17 protein-coding genes are annotated in these 18,353 nt (G+C 75.0%); 9 read left to right on the top strand and 8 right to left on the bottom strand.

Going from position 1 to position 18,353, the window contains the following annotated elements; genetic code table 11:
• Positions 1-11: 11 nt before the first annotated feature.
• The gene (locus BLT39_RS07090; protein ID WP_091061028.1) at positions 12-809 is read left to right on the top strand and encodes a hypothetical protein; all 798 of its coding nucleotides are present in this window, start codon (positions 12-14) and stop codon (positions 807-809) included.
• A 13-nt stretch (positions 810-822) separates the two neighbouring features.
• On the opposite strand, the gene BLT39_RS07085 is transcribed toward BLT39_RS07090, so the two are convergent.
• Both BLT39_RS07085 and BLT39_RS22345 read right to left on the bottom strand, forming a co-directional pair.
• Positions 823-1,242 carry a DUF2795 domain-containing protein gene (locus tag BLT39_RS07085; protein WP_091061025.1) on the bottom strand — a complete coding sequence of 140 codons (420 nt, stop codon included), beginning with the start codon at positions 1,240-1,242 and terminating at the stop codon, positions 823-825.
• Complete coding sequence (locus tag BLT39_RS22345) at positions 1,239-1,448, bottom strand: hypervirulence associated TUDOR domain-containing protein (protein WP_109502118.1); 210 nt, start codon at positions 1,446-1,448, stop codon at positions 1,239-1,241. Before BLT39_RS22345 ends, BLT39_RS07085 begins: the two co-directional genes overlap by 4 nt.
• A gap of 291 nt (positions 1,449-1,739) precedes the next feature.
• On the opposite strand from BLT39_RS22345, the gene BLT39_RS07075 reads away from it, so the two are divergent.
• The 6 genes from BLT39_RS07075 (at position 1,740) to cysD (ending at position 7,412) form a co-directional block, all read left to right on the top strand.
• Complete coding sequence (locus BLT39_RS07075; RefSeq protein ID WP_091061020.1) at positions 1,740-2,516, top strand: siderophore-interacting protein; 777 nt, start codon at positions 1,740-1,742, stop codon at positions 2,514-2,516.
• Positions 2,517-2,637: 121 nt separating this feature from the next.
• Positions 2,638-3,360: a response regulator transcription factor gene (locus BLT39_RS07070; RefSeq protein ID WP_091061016.1), complete on the top strand. Its 723-nt coding sequence runs from the start codon at positions 2,638-2,640 to the stop codon at positions 3,358-3,360.
• Between the two features lie 28 nt (positions 3,361-3,388).
• Positions 3,389-4,924: a sensor histidine kinase gene (locus BLT39_RS07065; RefSeq protein WP_207507686.1), complete on the top strand. Its 1,536-nt coding sequence runs from the start codon at positions 3,389-3,391 to the stop codon at positions 4,922-4,924.
• A 24-nt stretch (positions 4,925-4,948) separates the two neighbouring features.
• On the top strand, positions 4,949-5,680 hold the full coding sequence (locus BLT39_RS07060) for a PaaI family thioesterase (RefSeq protein WP_091061011.1): 732 nt from the start codon (positions 4,949-4,951) through the stop codon (positions 5,678-5,680).
• Complete coding sequence (locus BLT39_RS07055; protein WP_091061007.1) at positions 5,677-6,408, top strand: inositol monophosphatase family protein; 732 nt, start codon at positions 5,677-5,679, stop codon at positions 6,406-6,408. The genes BLT39_RS07060 and BLT39_RS07055 overlap by 4 nt, the downstream gene beginning before the upstream one ends.
• A 92-nt stretch (positions 6,409-6,500) precedes the next feature.
• A complete protein-coding gene (gene cysD / locus BLT39_RS07050) occupies positions 6,501-7,412 on the top strand; it encodes a sulfate adenylyltransferase subunit CysD (RefSeq protein WP_165640192.1) in 912 nt (303 codons plus the stop codon).
• Here cysD and BLT39_RS07045 read toward each other — a convergent pair.
• Positions 7,403-7,633 carry a hypothetical protein gene (locus BLT39_RS07045; protein WP_091061004.1) on the bottom strand — a complete coding sequence of 77 codons (231 nt, stop codon included), beginning with the start codon at positions 7,631-7,633 and terminating at the stop codon, positions 7,403-7,405. The two genes, cysD and BLT39_RS07045, sit on opposite strands and share 10 nt — an antisense overlap.
• 44 nt (positions 7,634-7,677) lie before the next feature.
• Here BLT39_RS07045 and BLT39_RS07040 point away from each other — a divergent pair, with 44 nt between their 5' ends.
• Positions 7,678-8,964: a sulfate adenylyltransferase subunit 1 gene (locus tag BLT39_RS07040; RefSeq protein ID WP_207507684.1), complete on the top strand. Its 1,287-nt coding sequence runs from the start codon at positions 7,678-7,680 to the stop codon at positions 8,962-8,964.
• A gap of 80 nt (positions 8,965-9,044) precedes the next feature.
• Here BLT39_RS07040 and BLT39_RS07035 read toward each other — a convergent pair whose 3' ends face one another.
• Genes BLT39_RS07035 through BLT39_RS07025 form a run of 3 tightly spaced genes read right to left on the bottom strand, consistent with a single transcriptional unit; the run spans position 9,045 to position 12,711 of the window.
• On the bottom strand, positions 9,045-9,908 hold the full coding sequence (locus tag BLT39_RS07035; protein ID WP_091061001.1) for an FAD binding domain-containing protein: 864 nt from the start codon (positions 9,906-9,908) through the stop codon (positions 9,045-9,047).
• Positions 9,905-10,408, bottom strand: a complete 504-nt coding sequence (locus tag BLT39_RS07030) for a (2Fe-2S)-binding protein (RefSeq protein ID WP_091060998.1) — start codon at positions 10,406-10,408, stop codon at positions 9,905-9,907. Before BLT39_RS07030 ends, BLT39_RS07035 begins: the two co-directional genes overlap by 4 nt.
• On the bottom strand, positions 10,408-12,711 hold the full coding sequence (locus BLT39_RS07025) for a xanthine dehydrogenase family protein molybdopterin-binding subunit (protein ID WP_091060994.1): 2,304 nt from the start codon (positions 12,709-12,711) through the stop codon (positions 10,408-10,410). The genes BLT39_RS07030 and BLT39_RS07025 overlap by 1 nt, the downstream gene beginning before the upstream one ends.
• 135 nt (positions 12,712-12,846) lie before the next feature.
• On the opposite strand from BLT39_RS07025, the gene BLT39_RS07020 reads away from it, so the two are divergent.
• Positions 12,847-14,064 carry a CynX/NimT family MFS transporter gene (locus tag BLT39_RS07020; protein WP_165640191.1) on the top strand — a complete coding sequence of 406 codons (1,218 nt, stop codon included), beginning with the start codon at positions 12,847-12,849 and terminating at the stop codon, positions 14,062-14,064.
• A 3-nt stretch (positions 14,065-14,067) separates the two neighbouring features.
• Here the strand turns inward: BLT39_RS07020 and BLT39_RS22340 are convergent, their stop codons facing one another.
• Both BLT39_RS22340 and hrpA read right to left on the bottom strand, forming a co-directional pair.
• Entirely contained in the window at positions 14,068-14,232 is a 165-nt protein-coding gene (locus BLT39_RS22340; protein ID WP_165640190.1) for a hypothetical protein, read from the bottom strand.
• Between the two features lie 71 nt (positions 14,233-14,303).
• Positions 14,304-18,248, bottom strand: a complete 3,945-nt coding sequence (gene hrpA, locus BLT39_RS07015) for an ATP-dependent RNA helicase HrpA (protein ID WP_207507682.1) — start codon at positions 18,246-18,248, stop codon at positions 14,304-14,306.
• Positions 18,249-18,353: the final 105 nt, after the last annotated feature.

Here is an 18,353-nt window from a genome sequence, read left to right as displayed (position 1 = left end):
GCGTCGCAGCGGTGAGACTCCCGCAGCTGCCGGGCCCGTCGGACCTGATGGGCGCCGCCGAGGGCCTGCGCGACCTGGTCACCGAGTCCCTCGCCCTCGTCCCGCGGGTGGTCACCGCGATCGGGCAGGCCGAGCAGCTGCTCACCCGGGTGGGCGCGCTGCTGGACCGCGTCGATGCGGTGGTGGACCGGGCGGAGACCGCGGTCGCCGACGTCGCGGGCACCCGCGAGCGGGCCGAGGCGCTCATCCGCGGCGTCGAGGCCACCCGCGCCTCCGCCGACGCCGCCGTGGCGGGCGCGGGCAGCACGCTGCGGGCCGCGGACGCACTGGTCGAGCAGGCGCAGGGCACCAGGCAGGGCGCAGACGACCTCGTCGCCGGCGCACGGTCGACCCGGGAGGGCGCGGACGCGCTGGTCGCCGAGGCCCGGGCCACCCGGGAGCGGGCCGACGAGCTGGTCGGGTCGGCGGGCGGCCTGCTGGACCGCACGAGCCCGCTGCTGGCCTCCTACGAGCCGACGCTGACCAAGCTGGCGCCGCTGCTGCAGCGCTTCGCCGACGACCTGGACCCCGCCGAGGTCGAGGCGCTGGTGCAGCTGGTGGACCGGCTGCCCACCCTGGTCGCGCACCTGGACGAGGACGTGCTCCCGGTGCTCGCCTCGCTGGACGGCGTCGCGCCCGACGTGCACGCCCTGCTGGACACCGTGCAGGACCTCCGCGAGCTGGCGAAGGGCTTCCCGGGGTCGAAGCTGTTCCGCCGCCGCGGTGCGGAGGAGATCGCGGAGGAGGAGGCCGGGGGCCGGCGGCGCTGACCCCCGGCCCCGCTCAGCCCTCCGTCGGGTGGCCGAGGGCCCGCACGACCTCGCCGACCCGGTCGTAGCTGCGGGTCGGCTCCAGGCGGGCCAGCTCGTCGGCGACCGCGTCGGGGGCCCGGTGGTCCCGGGCGGCCTCGACCAGGTCGGCGCCGGTGGCCGGGAAGTCGGCGCGGTCCAGCCAGCGGGCCAGCTCGGTGCGCAGCTGCACGGTGGCCTGGTCGATGCCCACCGGCGTTCCGCCGGTCAGCGTGCCGTCGGGGGCGAGGTCGACGTCGGGCTGGTCCTCACCGCTCGGCTCGACCTCCCGTGACTCCTCGCTGCGCCCGCTGTGCCCGGTGCGGGTGATCGGCTCGACCTCGGCCGCGAGCACGTCGTCCACCCGGGCGCCGTGGGTGGCGGAGGTCTGCCGGTCCTCCCCCGGGCCGGTCACTGCTTCTCCAGGGCGTCGGGCTTGTGCACGGCCTTCTTGCCCGACTTGTCGCTCTTCACCTCGTACTGCGGGTCGTCGTCGCTGGCCTTCACGGTGCGGCCACCCGCCTCCGTGTCGTCGGTGATCTTGCGGGTGACGGTGCCCTCGGTCTCGGTGCCGTGGGTCTTCCAGGTGACGTCGTCACCCTTCTTCAGGTCGTCGCTCACGTGGTCCTCCTGCGCTCGGGGCCGGTGTCCGCGGACCCTGCCCACCGCCGGGGGGTGGCACACCTGGCGGCCGTGACCGGTCCGGTGGTCCCCCGTCGGGGTGAGACCCGTGCCGGACGGCGCGGCAGCGCGCCGTTGCTCACGTAGCGTCGTCACCGGGTCGAGCATCCGTCCGCCGGACGCCTCGTCGCTCACGCAGCGTGAGCGCCGACCCCGCGATCGCCGGCCCGGTCGGTCCCCTCCCCCGGGACCGGCCGGGCCGGCCCCTCCCGCCGCCTAGGCTGGCCGGTCGTGACCGACCCGACCGGCGCCCGCCCCGTCGACGTGCTGACCGTGCTCCGCTCCGCACCGGTCACCCCCTCCGTCGTCCGGGTCACCCTGCAGGGCGCCCCCGAGGTGGTCGCGGCCGCCGCACCCACGCTCGCCGTCCTGGTGCCGCGGGTCGGTGACCGCGCCCCGGAGTGGCCGGCCGTGGCCCGCGACGGGCGCATCGTCTGGCCCCAGGGCAGCCACGGGGTCAGCCTGCGCAGCTACACCGCCCGTCGCCAGGACCCGGTCACCGGCGAGGTGGACGTCGACTTCGTGCGGCACGGCGACGGGCCCGCCGCCGCGTGGGCGGCCGCGGCCGCGCCGGGGGACGTGCTGGGGCTGGCCAGCACCGCACCGCTCGGGGCCGGGTCCGCGCCGTGGCTGCTGCTGGCCGCCGACGAGACCGCGCTGCCCGCCGTCGCCCGCATCCTGGCCGCCGCGGCCCCGTCGACCCGGGGCGTGGCCCTGCTGGAGGTCGCCGGCCCGGCCGAGGAGCAGCCGCTGCCGGTGCCGCCGGGGGTGCAGGTGCGCTGGCTGCACCGCGGGGACGCCGAGCCCGGCACCGTGCCGCTGCTCGCGGACGCCGTCGCCGCGCTCACCCCGCCGGCGGGCGAGGAGGTCTTCGCGTGGGTGGCCGCGGAGTCCGCCGCCGTCCGCGCCGTGCGGGCCGACCTGCGCGGCCGGTGGGGGCTGGGCCGGGCCCAGCACCACGCGATCGGCTACTGGCGCCGCGGCCGGGCGATGTCACCCGCGGGCTGACCTGCCGGTTCGCTGCACCACTCGCAGTCTTCTCACAGGTAGCGTCCAGTCCGACCTCAGACCCTGTGCGCACCGTGTGCCCATGACGACGAGCGCGCCCGAACGGAACGCTGGAGGACACATGACCGGCAGCGTGGGCCAGCGAGCGCCCGAGGCGCGACTCCTCGTGGTCGACGACGAGCCGAACATCCGCGAGCTGCTCTCCGCCAGCCTCCGCTACGCCGGGTTCGAGGTGGCCACCGCCGCCGACGGCCAGCAGGCCCTGGCCGCGGCCGCGCAGTTCCGCCCCGACCTGCTCGTGCTCGACGTGATGATGCCGGGCCTGGACGGCTTCGGCGTCGTCCGCCGGCTGCGGCAGAACGGCACGCACACGCCGGTGCTGTTCCTGACCGCCCGCGACGCCGCCGAGGACAAGGTGTCCGGGCTGACGCTGGGCGGTGACGACTACGTCACCAAGCCCTTCAGCCTCGACGAGGTGCTGGCCCGCATCCGCGCCGTGCTGCGCCGCACTCAGGGCGCCCGCAAGGTCGAGGAGGCCCCGCGCCTGGTCTTCGCCGACATCGAGCTGGACGAGGAGTCGCACGAGGTCCTCAAGGCCGGCGAGCTGATCAGCCTGTCGCCGACGGAGTTCAAGCTGCTGCGCTACCTGATGAGCAACCCGGGCCGGGTGCTGTCCAAGGCGCAGATCCTCGACCACGTCTGGAACTACGACTTCAACGGCGAGGCCAACGTCGTGGAGTCCTACATCTCCTACCTGCGGCGCAAGATCGACACCACCGAGCCCCGGCTGCTGCACACGCTGCGCGGTGTCGGCTACTCGCTGCGGCTGCCCCGCGGGAGCTGACATCGCCGCCGACACGACGACGAGCCCGGTGACCACCACCGCGACGGGCGGGGAGCAGGCCTCCCCGCCCGTCCGGCCGTCCGGGTCCTCGGCGGGCCGCCCCGGCGCCGGCCGGGCGCGCACCCGGGTGCCGTTGCGGGTGCGGCTGGTCGCGCTGCTGGTCCTGCTGGTCGCCCTCGCCCTCGCGGTCACCGGCGTGGCGGGCACGTCCATGCTGCGCAGCTACCTCATCGAGCAGCAGCGCGAACAGCTGCAGGACCGGGTGCAGTCGCTGCTGCAGCAGCCGCAGGAGACCGCCCAGTACTGCCAGTCGCCCTTCCGCCCGGCCGGGCCCGAGCTGCTGGCCTGCAGCGTGTCCGACGACTCCTGGGTCGTGGTCAACGGCGGGAACCAGTCGGAGAGCAACCTGCCGCAGCTGGGCGCGGTCAACCCGGGCACCATCTCGCAGTACGACGACGCGCCGTTCACCCTCGACGCCAGGGACGGCAGCACCAGCTGGCTGATGCTCGCCAGCAGCCTGCCCAGCGGCCAGGTCGTCGCGGTGGGCCTCGACCTGTCCGGTGACCAGGCCACGCTGGGCCACCTCGTGGTCGTCGAGGTCGTCGTCGGCCTGGTCGTGCTGGTGCTGCTCGGCGTCACCGGCTACGTGCTGGTGCGCACCTCCCTGCGGCCGCTGGTCGAGGTCGAGCACACCGCCGCGGCCATCGCCGCCGGCGACCTCTCCCAGCGCGTGCCGGAGGGCGACGACCGCACCGAGGTCGGCCGGCTGGCCCGCGCGTTCAACGGCATGGTCGGCCGGATCGAGGGCGCCTTCCGCGCCCAGGCCGCCTCGGAGGAGCAGGCCCGGGCGTCGGAGGGCCGGATGCGCCGGTTCGTCGCCGACGCCAGCCACGAGCTGCGCACGCCGCTGACCTCGATCCGCGGGTTCGCCGAGCTGTACCGGCAGGGCGCCTACGCCGACCCGGCCGAGACCCACCGGATGATGGGCCGCATCGAGTCCGAGGCCTCGCGCATGGGCGCCCTCGTCGAGGACCTGCTGCAGCTGGCCCGCCTCGACCAGCAGCGCCCGGTCGCCGCCCTGCCCGTCGACCTCGGCGAGCTGGCCGACGACGCGGTGCACGACGCCCGCGCGGTGGCACCGGACCGGCCGATCACGCTGGACATGCACGACTCCCTCACCGAGGTCCCCGTGGTGCTCGGCGACGAGGGCCGGCTGCGCCAGGTGCTGGCCAACCTGGTCACCAACGCGCTCACCCACACCCCCGCGGGCACCCCGGTCACGGTGCGGGTGGCCGAGGACCCGGCCGACCCCGACGTCGTCCTGGTCGCGGTGGCCGACGAGGGCCCCGGGCTGTCCCCCGAGGACGCCGAGCGGGTGTTCGAGCGGTTCTACCGCGCCGACGCCTCGCGGGCACGGGTGGCCGGCGGCAGCGGGCTGGGCCTGTCGATCGTCTCCTCGCTCGTCGCCGCCCACCACGGCACGGTCACCCTGACCACCGCCCCCGGGCAGGGCGCGACCTTCACCGTCCGGCTGCCCCGCACGGGGCCGACCGGTCAGGGCTGACCGCCCGGGTGTGACACTCCGGGGGTGACCTCTCCCGCCACGCCCTGGGGCGCCAGCCCGCCGGACACCTTCTCCCCCGACCCGGAGCTGCAGGCGGCGGTCACCGAGCTGGGCGCCGCGGTGCGCGACCTGCTGGAGACCAGCGTCGCCACCACGGTGGCCCCGGGCGAGCAGGCCGACGTCGCCGCGGGGGTCCGCGAGCTCACCGCCCGGCTGGCCGCCACGACCCGCGACCGGCACACGCTCTCGGCCCTGGACGACCTGCCGACCTTCCGCCGCACGTACTCCCCGGTGTCGGGCGTGGGCCACGGGTTCGCCCCGCCGGTGCAGTTCCGCCGCGAGGGCGACACCGTGGTCGGCGAGTGCACGCTGGGGCTGCGGCACGAGGGCCCGCCGGCGCACAGCCACGGCGGGATGACCGCCATGCTGATGGACCAGCTGCTGGGCAGCACCGCGTTCCTGGCCGGGCGGTGGGGCATGACCGCGCACCTGGGCCTGGAGTACCGCGGCGCCGTCCCCCTGCAGACCCCGCTGGTGCTCGTCGGCCGGGTCGCCGACGTCTCCGGCCGCAAGACCGTCGTCACCGGCACCGTCGCGCTGGCCGCCGAGCCCGACCGCGAGCTGGTGCGCGGCGAGGGCGTCTTCGTCTCGCCCCGCCCCGAGCTGCTGGAGCGCTACTTCGGCGACCTGACCACCGCCGACGGCGGCCGGGCCCCCGGCCACGCCCAGGCGGCCACCGACGGGAGCACCCTGTGAATGACGTGCAGGTCGCGGTGGCCGCCGCCCGGGCCGCGGCCGAGGTGCTGCTGCCGCTGCGGGACGGCGACCTGCGCGACGGCGCGCTGGGCGACGCCGGGGACGCCGCCGCGCAGCGGACCATCTCCGCCGTGCTCGCCGCGCACCGGCCGGGGGACGCCGTGCTCAGCGAGGAGGCCGCCGACGACCCGGCGCGGCTCACCGCCGACCGCGTCTGGGTGGTCGACCCGCTGGACGGCACCAAGGAGTACCGCGCGGGCGACCGGCACGACTGGGCGGTGCACGTGGCGCTGTGGGAGCGGGCCGCCGGTGACCTCACCGTCGGCGCGGTGGGCCTGCCGGCGCTGGACGAGGTGCTGACCACCGACCCGGCGCCCGCCGTGCCCCCGGTGCCCGACGGCCCGCTGCGGGTGGCGGTCTCCCGCTCCCGCGCGCCCGAGGTGGCCCGGGTGGCGGCGGCCGCGCTGGACGCCGTCCTGGTGCCCCTGGGCTCGGCGGGCTACAAGACGCTGGCCGTCGTCCGCGGCGAGGCCGATGCCTACGTGCACGCCGGCGGCATGCACCAGTGGGACTCCGCCGCCCCGGTCGCCGTCGCCCGGGCCGCGGGGCTGTGGACGTCGCGGCTGGACGGGTCGCCGCTGGTCTACAACGGGCCCGGCACGTGGCTGCCCGACCTGGTGGTGTGCCGCCCCGAGCTGGCCGAGCGGGTGCTGGCTGCCGTGCGCTGAGGCGCGTACCGGACACTGGTCGCCGGAATCCCCACCACGTCGGTGTGGTTGGAGGTCCTGACCGCCGTCCCCGACTCCCGGAGCGCCCGCGCGTGACCACCACCGCCGACCTGCACCTCACCCAGCTGCAGACGCTCGAGGCCGAGTCCGTGCACGTGATCCGGGAGGTGGCCGCCGAGCTCGAGCGGCCGGTCCTGCTGTTCAGCGGCGGCAAGGACTCCATCGTGATGCTGGAGCTGGCCCGCAAGGCCTTCGCCCCGGCCCGCATCCCGTTCCCGGTCATGCACGTCGACACCGGGCTGAACTTCCCCGAGGTGCTGGCCTTCCGCGACCGCCGGGTCGCCGAGCTCGGCGTCGAGCTGGTGGTGGCCTCGGTGCCCGACGCGATCGCGGCGGGCACGGTGCGCGAGGAGCCCAACGGCTCCCGCAACCGGATCCAGACGCCGGTGCTGCTCGACGCGGTGGAGCAGCACGGGTTCACCGCGCTGTTCGGCGGCGCCCGCCGCGACGAGGACAAGGCGCGGGCCAAGGAGCGGGTGTTCAGCTTCCGCGACGAGTTCGGCCAGTGGGACCCCAAGAACCAGCGGCCGGAGCTCTGGGACCTCTACAACGGCCGCATCCACCTGGGCGAGTCGATCCGGGTCTTCCCGCTGTCGAACTGGACCGAGCTGGACATCTGGTCCTACATCGCGCAGGAGCAGATCGCGATCCCCGAGCTGTACCTGGCCCGCGAGCTCGACGTCGTCGACCGCGGCGGCATGCTCTACGCGGTCAACGAGTTCATCTCCCCCAAGCCCGGCGAGACGGTGTCCCGGGAGTCGGTGCGCTACCGCACCGTGGGCGACGCGAACCTGACCGCCGCGGTGCGCTCGACGGCGACCACCGTCGAGGAGGTCATCGCCGAGATCGCGGTGACCCGGCTGACCGAGCGCGGCGCCACCCGCGGCGACGACAAGGTCAGCGACGCGGCGATGGAGGACCGCAAGAAGGAGGGCTACTTCTGATGCCGGTCCGCACGGCGGCGCCGGCGCAGCAGCCACCACAGCACGCCCACCAGCAGGACCAGCCCGGTCAGCCAGCCCACGACCTCGGGCGTGCGCGGTCCCAGCGCACCGCCCAGCGCGTGGTCCACCAGGGTGGTCGCCCCGTAGCCGGCCACGTAGCCGACGACCACCACCAGCAGCGCGGGCACCAGCGGGGCGAGGAACACCCGGTCAGCCTCCATCCCCGCGCCGTCCCCAGCCAGCCCGAGACCCAGGAGGTGGCCGCGTGAGCGCCCCCGCCGACGACCTGTCCGCCGCCGCCGCGGAGATCGCCACCGCCCGCAAGGACATGCTGCGCATCGCCACCGCGGGGTCGGTCGACGACGGCAAGTCCACGCTCATCGGCCGGCTGCTCTACGACTCCAAGGCCGTCTTCGAGGACCAGTACGAGGCCATCTCGCGGGCCTCCCGCGGCGACCACGTCGACCTGTCGCTGCTCACCGACGGCCTGCGCGCCGAGCGGGAGCAGGGCATCACCATCGACGTCGCCTACCGGTACTTCACCACCCCGCGGCGCACGTTCATCCTGGCCGACACCCCCGGGCACGTGCAGTACACCCGCAACATGGTCACCGGCGCCTCCACCGCCGACCTGGCGATCGTGCTGGTCGACGCGCGCAAGGGCATGCTCGAGCAGTCCCGCCGGCACGCCTTCCTGGCCGCGTTGCTGCGGGTCCCGCACCTGGTCGTCGCGGTGAACAAGATGGACCTGGTCGACTGGTCGGCCGACGTCTTCACCGCGATCCGCGACGAGTTCACCGCGTTCGCCGCGCGGCTGGACGTCCCGGACATCACCGTCGTCCCGATCTCGGCGCTGGCCGGGGACAACGTGGTCACCGCCTCGCAGAACATGCCCTGGTACGACGGGCCCTCGCTGCTGCACCACCTCGAGCACGTCGAGGTCGCCAGCGACGTGAACTACGAGGACGTCCGCTTCCCGGTGCAGTACGTCATCCGGCCGCAGTCCGACGCGCACCGCGACTACCGCGGCTACGCCGGCACCGTGGCCAGCGGCGTGCTCCGCGTCGGCGACGCCATCCAGGTGCTGCCCTCGGGCCGGACGACGACCGTCGCCGGCATCGACTCGCCCTCCGGCCCGGTCGAGGAGGCGTTCCCGCCCATGGCGGTGACCGTCCGGCTGGCCGACGACGTCGACGTCTCCCGCGGCGACCTGCTCTGCCCCGCCGACGGCGGCCCCACGGTCACCCAGGACCTGGAGGCGGTGGTCTGCTGGATGACCGACGAGCCGCTGCGCGACCGGCGCAAGCTCGTGCTCAAGCACACCACCCGCTCGGTGCGGGCGGTGGTGAAGTCGGTGCACCACCGGCTCGACGTGAACACCCTCGACCACGACGTCGAGGCCGGCGAGCTGGGCCTCAACGACATCGGCCGGGTCACCCTGCGCACCACGCAGCCGCTGTTCGTCGACGACTACGCCCGCAACCGCGCCACCGGCCGCTTCATCCTGGTCGACGAGGCCACCAACGCCACCGTCGGCGCCGGGATGCTCTGAGCCGCCGCGCTCGACCCGTCGGACGACGCGAGGGGCCCACGTCCGGGCGGACGTGGGCCCCTGGCGTCGGGTGACGATTCTCAGGCGGCGGTGGACTCCGCGGTGCTCGCCTCGGTCTCGCCGGCGGCCACCTTCAGGGCGCGCCTGGTGAGCAGGCGGGCCAGGTGCGAGCGGTACTCGGCGTCGGCGTGCATGTCCGAGGACGGCGAGGTGCCCTCGGTGGCCAGCTCGGCGGCCTCCTCGATGCTCTTCCCCTCCGCCAGCGCGGCCTCGACCGCCGAGGCCCGCAGCACGACACCGCCCATGTTGGCCAGCGCCACCCCGGTGGACCCGTCGGGCAGGTGCACCGCGGCGGCGGCCACGATCGGCCAGTCGTTCTCCCGGCGGGTGAACTTCTCGTAGGCCCAGCCGGCGGAGCCGGTGCGCGGCACCCGCAGCTCGACGACCAGCTCCCCCTCCTCCATCGCGGTCTCGAAGAACCCGAGGAAGAACTCGGTGATCGGGATGGACCGCCGCCCCGAGGGGCCCTGGACCACCACGGTCGCGCCGAGGGCCAGCAGTGCCGTGGGCAGGTCGGAGGCGGGGTCGCAGTGCGCGACCGTGCCGCCGAGGGTGCCCTTGTGCCGGACCTGCGGGTCGCCGACCCGCGAGGCGACGTGCGGCAGCAGCGGCACCTCGGCCTGCGCGACCTCGGACTTCTCCAGCTCGTGGTGCCGGGTGGTGGCCCCGATGGCGACCTCGTCGCCCTCGACCCGCACGTAGGACAGCTCCGGCACCCCGGAGATGTCGATGAGCACCGACGGCACGGCCAGCCGCAGCTTCATGATCGGCAGCAGCGAGTGCCCGCCGGCCAGGATCTTGGCGTCCTCGCCGTGCTCGGCCAGGGCGGCGACGGCCTCGTCGACGGTGGACACCCGCACGTACTCGAACGGCGAGGGGATCACGCGGACACCTCCTGCTGGGCGCCGGGGACCTGGCCCGCGGCCGGACCGGACTCGGCGGCCTTGAGCACCGCCCGCACGATGTTGTGGTAGCCGGTGCAGCGGCAGAGGTTGCCCTCCAGGCCCTCGCGGACCTCGCGGTCGGTCGGGGTCGGGTTGTCGGCCAGCACGCCGACGGCGGCCATCACCATGCCCGAGGTGCAGAACCCGCACTGCAGGCCGTGCTCGGAGCGGAAGGCGGCCTGCACGGGGTGCAGCTCGCCGTCGGTGGACAGCCCCTCCAGCGTGGTGACCTGCGAGCCCTCGGCCTGCAGCGCGAGCACCGTGCAGCTCTTGACGGTCAGCCCGTCGACGATCACGGTGCACGCCCCGCAGGACGTGGAGTCGCAGCCGATGTTGGTCGCGGTCAACCCGAGGTTGTCCCGCAGGTGGTGGGCCAGCAGGGTGCGCGGCTCGACCTCGTCGGTCCGCTGCTGCCCGTTGACGGTCATCGAGACCTGCATCAGTTGGTGCTCCCCTTCTGGGCGCCGGAGTTCTGGGCTTCGCGGATCGCGCGCCAGACGCGCATGGAGGTGGCGGGCATGTCGACGTGCCGGACGCCGAGGTGGGCGACCGAGTCGACGACGGCGGACTGCACCGCCGGGGTGGAGCCGATGGTCCCGGCCTCGCCGATGCCCTTGGCGCCGAGCGGGTTCATCGGGGTGGGCGTGGCCATCTCGACCAGCTCGAAGCTGGGCAGCTCGGTGGCCGAGACGAACGGGTAGTCGGCGAACGTCGAGGTCTGCGGGTTGCCGTCCTCGTCGTAGAGGATCTCCTCCAGCAGCGCCTGGCCGACGCCCTGCGCGATGCCGCCGTGCCGCTGGCCCTCGGCCAGCAGCGGGTTGATGATCGTGCCCGCGTCGTCGACGGTGACCAGCCGGGTGACCACGGCCTTGCCCGACTCGACGTCGGTCATTACGACGGCGACGTGCGCGCCGAACGGGAAGGTCGGCGCGTTGGCGGTGAACGTGGTCTGCACGATCAGCTGCTCGTCGGCGGCCAGCTGGGCCCAGGTGACGCCCACGCCGGGCGTGCCCTTGACCGACAGGCCGGCGTTGGCCAGGTCGACCTCGAGGTCGTCGGGGTTGGCCTCCAGCAGCTCGGCGGCGCGCTTGCGGGCCACCTCGACCAGCTCGACGGCGGCCTGGTGCACCGCCGCGCCGCCCTGCTGCAGCGAGCGCGAACCCATCGTGCCGCCGCCGTCGGGGATCCGGTCGGTGTCGCCGTGCAGCACGGTGATCTTCTCGACCGGGATGCCCAGCTGCTCGCTGGCCAGCATCGCCCAGGTGGTGGCGTGGCCCTGGCCGTGCGGCGAGGTGCCGGTGAGCACGGTCGCCGTCCCGTCGGGGTGGACCTCCAGCTCGGCGTTCTCCGACGTCCCGTGGCCGGAGTCGGCCCCGGTGATCTCGACGTAGGCCGAGACCCCGATGCCCAGCTGCCGGACGTCGCCGCGCTCGCGGCGGCGGGCCTGCTCGGCCCGGAGCTCCGCGTAGCCGGCGGCCTCGAGCACGCGGTCCAGCGCGGCCTCGTAGTCACCGCTGTCGTAGGTGGCGCCCGAGGCGGTCTGCACCGGCTCGGTGAACGTCGGGATGAAGTTGATCCGGCGCACCTCGGCCGGGTCCATGCCGATCTCGGCGGCGAACAGGTCCATCGCCCGCTCGACCGCGGCGGTGGCCTCGGGCCGGCCGGCGCCGCGGTAGGCGCCGATCGAGGTGCCGTTGGTGGCGTAGCAGGTGGCCTGCGCGTGCACCTTGGGGATGTCGTAGACCGCGGCGGCCATCAGCATCGTCAGGGTGGGCAGCACGGTGCCGATGCGGGGGTAGGCGCCGCAGTCCTGGGTGACCTCGAGGCTGTAGGCGGTGACCTTGCCGTCGCGGCTGCCGCCGATGGTGACGACCTGGTCCTGGGCGCGGCCCTGGAGCATCCCGGTCATGTTCTCCGAGCGGCTCTCGCTCCAGCGGACCGGGCGGCCCACCTGCTGCGCCAGCCACGCGACGAAGGCGTACTCCTGGTCGGCGCCGATCTTGGCGCCGAACCCGCCGCCGACGTCGGGGGTGATCAGGTGCACCAGCGCGGGGTCCAGGCCCAGCCAACCGGCGATCTGGCCCTTGGCCTGCTGCGCGCCCTGGTTGGTGCACCAGATGGTGACCCGGCCGTCCTCGCCCCAGGCGGCCGAGGCGGCGCGGGTCTCCAGCGGCGCCGCGGCGACCCGCTGGTTGACGATCTCGCGGCGGACGACCACCTCGCAGTCGGCGAAGAAGTCCTCGGGGGCGGGCTCGCCGAAGGCGGCGACCTTGTTGGTGCCGACCTCGGGGAAGAGCACCACCTCGTCGGTGGCGGCGGCCTTGGTGGTGACCACGGCCGGCAGCGGGTCGATGTCGACGACGACCTGCTCGGCGGCGTCCTCGCCCTGGTAACGCTCCTCGGTGAGGACGACGGCGACCAGGTCGCCGACGAAGTGCACGCGGCCGCCGACCGGGACCAGCCACGGGCGGGAGAAGCCGGCGTCGAGGAAGGGCAGCGGCGGGGGCACCGGCTGCAGGTCACCGAGGTCCTCGGCGGTGTAGACGGCCACCACGCCGGGGGCCTCCCGCGCCGCGGAGGCGTCGACCGAGGTGACGGTGCCGTGCGCGACGTCGGAGCGCACGAAGGTGGCGTGCAGGGCGCCGGTGAGGCGCTCGTCGGTGAGGTCGTCGGTGTAGACCGCCCCACGGGTGAGGAAGAGGGGGTCCTCCGTGCGGACGACCCGGGTGCCGAGGATGCTCATGCGCTCGCTTCCGTAGCTGGACGACGGGTGGAACGCGCCCCGCGGGCGGGGTGCTCGCCGTCACTCTCGCATGCTGCGTGTGAGCCGGACCACCCTGGTCGGCACCCGGTGCCAGTGTCGTGGTCCCCTGGCCCGGTGAGCACCGCGCTGGCCCCTGCCCGGACCCGCGGACGGCTGCTGCTGGTCCTGGTCGCCGTCGTCGTGGTGGCGCTCAACCAGCGTCCGGCGCTGGTCGGCGTCGCCCCGCTGCTCGGCGACCTGCGGGCCGACACCGGCCTGTCCAGCGCGTTGGCCGGCCTGCTGACCGCGCTGCCCGTGCTCTGCTTCGGCGCCTTCGCGCCGGTGGCGCCGCAGCTGGCCCGCCGGGTCGGCCTGGGGACGGCGGTCGCGGCGTCGCTCGTGCTGCTGGCCGCGGGGACGGCGCTGCGCCTGCTGCCCCCGGTCACCGCGCTGTACGCCGGCACCGTGGTGGCCGGCGGCGCGATCGCGGTGGCCAACGTGCTGGTGCCGGCGTACGTGAAGCGCGAGTTCGCCGAGCCCGGCCTGGTGATGGGCGTGTACTCCGCGGCGCTCAACGTCGGGGCCGCGCTCGCCGCCGGGCTCACCGTGCCGCTGGGCCTGGCGCTGGGCTGGGGGTGGCGCGGGGCGCTGGCCTCGTGGGGGCTGCTCGCCGTCCTGGCGCTGGCGGTGTGGCTGCCGGTGGCCGGGACCGGCCGGGCCGACCGGGCCGGGGCATCGCCCGGGACGGCGTGGGGGCTGCTGCGGCACGGCCTGGCCTGGCGGGTGACGCTGTTCCTGGGCATGCAGAGCACCCAGTTCTACGGGCTCAGCGCCTGGCTGCCGACGCTGCTGGTCGACGCCGGCCTGCCGGTGGCCGAGGCCGGTCTGCTGCTTGCGGTCACCACCGTCACCGGCGCGGTCGGTGCGTTCCTGGGCCCCACGCTGGCCGGGCGGCTGCAGCTGCGCGGCCGGGGCCAGCGGCCGCTGGTCGGGGTGGTGCTGGCCTGCTACGTCGTGGGCCTGACCGGCCTGCTGGTGTCGCCGGAGGCGGGCACGGTGGTGTGGGTGTCGCTGTTCGGGGTGGCGCAGGGCGGCGGGTTCGCCCTCGGCCTGACATTGGTGGTGCTGCGCAGTGCCACGCCCCTGACCGCCGCGCGGATGGGCGGGGTGGCGCAGTGCCTGGGCTACCTGGTGGCCTCGCTGGGGCCGGTGGTGCTGGGGGCGCTGCACGACCTCACCGGCGGCTGGTCGTGGTCGGTCGGGTTGCTGCTGGCGCTGCTGGTGCCCATGGCCTGGGCGGGGTGGGGCGCGGCCCGCGCCGTCGTCCTGCCGGAGGACGCGGCGCGGGCCTGAGGCTCACTCCGTCGGCTCGGGGGCCTCGGACGGGTCGCCGTCCCAGTCCTTGCCGGCGTGCTGGGCGTTGACCGACGCGCTGTCGGTCTGCTCGGCGACGGCCTCGACCATCTCGCGGTCGCTGACGCCCTCGCCGGCGGCGTGCGTCTCGGCGCTGTGCTTGCTCATCGGTGGAGCCCTTCGTCGGTGGACGGTCCTGCTGACCGGTCCCCGCAGCCGCCGGATCGCAAACCGACGCCTCAGCCCAGGGCGTCGATCGCCTTGTGGATGCGCTGCTCGCTGACCGGGCGGGGGGTGCCCACCGACTGGGCGAACAGGCTGACCCGCAGCTCCTCGACCATCCAGCGGATCCGGGTCACCGGGTCCTCCGGCCCGCCCACCCGCGGCACCCGGCCGCGCACCTCGAAGTACTCCGCCCACACCGCCTCGACCTGGGCCTGCCACAGCGCGTCGCGCGCGGCGTTCGCCGGCAGCTTCTCCAGCCGCACCGCCATGCCCGTGAGGTAGCGGACGACGTCGGGCAGCCGCTTGCGCCCGGTCGCGGCGACGAAGCCGCGGTGCAGCAGCCCGGTCATCTGCGCCCGCAGGTCGGCCACCACCGCGGCCGGCACGCCCCGGCCGGGTGCCGCGCCGATGGCGATCGCGGTCTCCCGGGCCTGGGTCAGCACGGTCTCCACCCGGCGCACCACCTCGGCGGTGAGCGTGTGCAGCTGGGTGCGCGAGGCCTCGACCAGCGCGTCGAAGGCCTCCTGGGTCCGCGGCGGGCCGCCGTGCAGGGCGATGAGCTCGTCGGCGGCGGCGTCCACGCAGTCGGCGACCAGGTCGGGGATCTCGCCGTCCGGGTTGAACTGCAGGGCCAGCCGGCTGCGGGGCTGCAGCGACTTGACCACCTTGCCCGCGGGCGAGCCCACCGTGAGCAGCAGCAGCCGGCGCGCCCCGGCCCAGCTCAGCCGCGACGCCTCGGCCGCGGTCGGCACCACCCGGACGCCGACCGTGGCGCCCTCGTCGACCAGCGCCGGGTAGGCCGTCACCAGGTGGCCCTGCCGGTCGACCTGGACGGTCTCGGGCAGCGTGCCGAGGGTCCAGGAGGTCAGCCCGGTCCGGGACACGTCGGCCGACGCCCGGGCCAGGGCCCGGCGCGACTCCCCCGCGACCTGCGCCCGCAGCGCGTCCAGGTCCTTGCCGGTGGCGAGTGTCCGGTCCCGGTCGTCGAGCACCCGGAAGGTGGCCCGCAGGTGGTCGGGCACCGACGACGGCACCCACGCGTCCGGCGGCACCTGCACCGCCACCGCCCGGCGGATCTCGCGCTCCAGGGCCGGCAGCAACGGCTCGGTGGGGTCGATGTGCGGCAGCACCTCGCGCACCCGGTCGGGGATCGGCACCAGGCCGCGGCGCAGCTGCTTGGGCAGGCCGCGCAGCAGCGCGGTCACCAGCTCCTCCCGCTGGCCGGGCACCGTCCAGGCCAGCGACGCCCCCGAGGTCTCCGCGGCCACGGTGTCCAGCACGCCGAGCGGGACGTCGACGGTCACGCCGTCGTCCTCGGCGCCGGGGTCGAAGGCGTAGGACAGCGGCAGCACCAGGCCGTGGGTCAGGTGCACCTCGTCGGGGAAGTCCCCGGCCCGCACCTCCTCGGCGACGGCGGCGTCGGTGACCATCTCGGGCGTGAAGTCCAGCAGGTGCGGGTCGCGCCTGCGGGCCTGCTTCCACCAGGTGTCGAAGTGCCGGGTGGACACCACCTCGGCGCCGATGCGGGCGTCGTAGAGCTCGAAGACGGTCTCGTCGTCCACCCGCAGGTCGCGGCGTCGGGCCCGCTCCTCGAGCTCGGCGACCTGGGCCAGCACCGCCTGGTTGTGCGCCCAGAACCGGTGGTTGGTGTGCCACTCGCCCTCGACCAGCGCGTGCCGGATGAACAGCTCGCGGCTGAGCACCGGGTCGATCGAGCCGTACTGCACGCGGCGGCCCACGACCAGCGGGATGCCGTACAGCGTCACGCGCTCGGTGGCCACCACCGACCCGCGCTTGGCGTCCCACCGCGGCTCCGAGTACTGCCGCTTCACCAGGTGGTCGGCCAGCTTCTCGATGGTCTCGGGGTCCACCCGGGCGACGGTGCGGGCGAACAGCCGGCTGGTCTCCACCAGCTCCCCGGCGACCACCCACCGGGGCGGCTTGCGGGTCAGCACCGAGCCCGGCGCGATGACGAACTTCGCGCCCCGGGCGCCCAGGTACTCCCGCGACCCCCGCCGCTTGTCCCCCGGCGAGGCGTCCTTGCCCAGGTCCTGCTGCAGCCCGACCTGCGAGAGCAGCCCGGACAGCAGCGCCGCGTGCACGCCCCGCTCGTCGGGCTCGGCAGCGAGGTCACCCCGCCCGTCCTGCAGGGTCATGCCCAGCCGGCGGGCGGTGCCGCGCAGCTGGCCGTGCAGGTCCTGCCACTCCCGGATCCGCAGCCAGTGCAGGTACTCGCGCTTGACCGTGCGGCGGAACTGGTTGCCCGAGAGCTCGGCCTGGCGCTCGACCAGGTAGCGCCAGAGGTTGAGGATCGACAGGAAGTCCGAGTCCTCCGCGGCGAACCGGGCGTGGAGCTGGTCGGCGGCGGCCTGCGCGTCGGCCGGGCGCTCGCGCACGTCCTGGACGGTGAGCCCGGCGGCGATGACCAGCACCTCCTCCAGCACCCCGCGCCGGTCGGCCTCCACGACCATCCGGGCCAGCCGCGGGTCCAGCGGGAGCGCGGCCAGCGCCCGGCCGGTCCCGGTCAGCCGGCCGTCGGCCAGCGCGCCCAGCTCGTCGAGCAGCGCGTACCCGTCGGCCACCGCACGGCGGTCCGGCGGGTCGAGGAACGGGAAGTCCTCCACGGCACCGAGGCCGAGCGAGGCCATCTGCAGCAGCACCGAGGCCAGCGACGTCCGCAGGATCTCCGGGTCGGTGAACTCCGGCCGGCTCTCGAAGTCCTCCTCGGAGTAGAGCCGGATCGCGATGCCGTCGGACGTGCGGCCGCAGCGGCCCGAGCGCTGCCGGGCCGAGGCCTGGCTGATGTCCTCGATGGGCAGCCGCTGCACCTTGGTGCGCGCCGAGTACCGGCTGATCCGCGCCGTGCCGGGGTCGACCACGTACCGGATGCCGGGCACCGTCAGCGACGTCTCGGCGACGTTGGTGGCCAGCACGATGCGCCGGCCGGTGTGCGGCTGGAAGACCTTGTGCTGGTCGGCGGCCGAGAGCCGGGAGTAGAGCGGCAGCACCTCCGCCTGCAGGGCCGCGTCGCCGAGCGCGTCGGCGGTGTCGCGGATGTCGCGCTCGCCGGCCAGGAACACCAGCACGTCGCCCGGGCCCTCGGCGACCAACTCGCGGCAGGCGTCCACGATGGCGGTCACCTGGTCGCGGTCGGGGTCGGCGTCCGGGTCGTCGGGGTCCACGACCGGCCGGTAGCGCACCTCGACCGGGTAGGTCCGGCCGGACACCTCGACCACCGGGGCGTCGCCGAAGTGCTTGGCGATCCGGTCGACGTCGATGGTCGCCGAGGTGATGACGACCTTGAGGTCGGGACGGCGGGGCAGCAGCTGGGCCAGGTAGCCGAGCAGGAAGTCGATGTTCAGCGACCGCTCGTGCGCCTCGTCGACGACGATCGTGTCGTACTGGCGCAGCAACCGGTCGCGCTGCACCTCGGCCAGCAGCACGCCGTCGGTCATCAGCTTGACCAGGCTGGTGTCGCTCACCTGGTCGGTGAACCGCACCTTGTAGCCGACGACCTCGCCGAGGGAGGAGCCCAGCTCCTCGGCGATGCGCTCGGCGACCGTGCGGGCGGCGATCCGGCGCGGCTGGGTGTGCCCGATCCGGCCCCGCACGCCGCGGCCCAGCTCGAGCAGGATCTTCGGCAGCTGGGTGGTCTTCCCGGACCCGGTCTCGCCGGCCACCACGACGACCTGGTGGTCCCGGATCGCCGCGGCGATGTCGTCCCGCCGTCCGCTGACCGGCAGCTGCTCGGGGTAGGGCACGGCGGGGACGGCGGCCGCCCGGGCGGCGATGCGCGCCTCGGCCCGCGCGACGTCGGCGGCGAGCTGCTCGTGCTCGCGGGCGCGGGCGGCGGGGTCGCGCACCCCGCGCAGCTGGTCCAGCCGCCGGCGCAGCCGGTGCTCGTCGTCGAGGGTCAGCGCGGGCAGCCGGGACCGCAGTTCGTCGGTCTCGGCAGGCACGCCCTCCAGGGTCCCACCTCCCCGCCACCCGGTTGTCGGTGCAGGGCGCAACCAGTTGCCCACCTCACATCAACATGCACCCTGCAACTGATTGCATGTACCGCG

Origin of the sequence: Klenkia brasiliensis, assembly GCF_900100695.1 — a bacterium.
GTDB lineage: Bacteria > Actinomycetota > Actinomycetes > Mycobacteriales > Geodermatophilaceae > Klenkia > Klenkia brasiliensis.
The sequence above is the reverse complement of the archived record's forward strand: the minus strand, read 5'-3'. Positions and strand labels throughout refer to the sequence as shown.

Bases quoted from the DNA above. Each gene is read 5' to 3' on its own strand.
- BLT39_RS07070 (WP_091061016.1), top strand. From the start codon at position 2,638: ATGACCGGCAGCGTGGGCCAGCGAGCGCCCGAGGCGCGACTCCTCGTG.
- BLT39_RS07045 (WP_091061004.1), bottom strand. From the start codon at position 7,633: ATGGAGGCTGACCGGGTGTTCCTCGCCCCGCTGGTGCCCGCGCTGCTG.
- BLT39_RS07030 (WP_091060998.1), bottom strand. From the start codon at position 10,408: ATGCAGGTCTCGATGACCGTCAACGGGCAGCAGCGGACCGACGAGGTC.
- BLT39_RS07025 (WP_091060994.1), bottom strand. From the start codon at position 12,711: ATGAGCATCCTCGGCACCCGGGTCGTCCGCACGGAGGACCCCCTCTTC.
- BLT39_RS22340 (WP_165640190.1), bottom strand. From the start codon at position 14,232: ATGAGCAAGCACAGCGCCGAGACGCACGCCGCCGGCGAGGGCGTCAGC.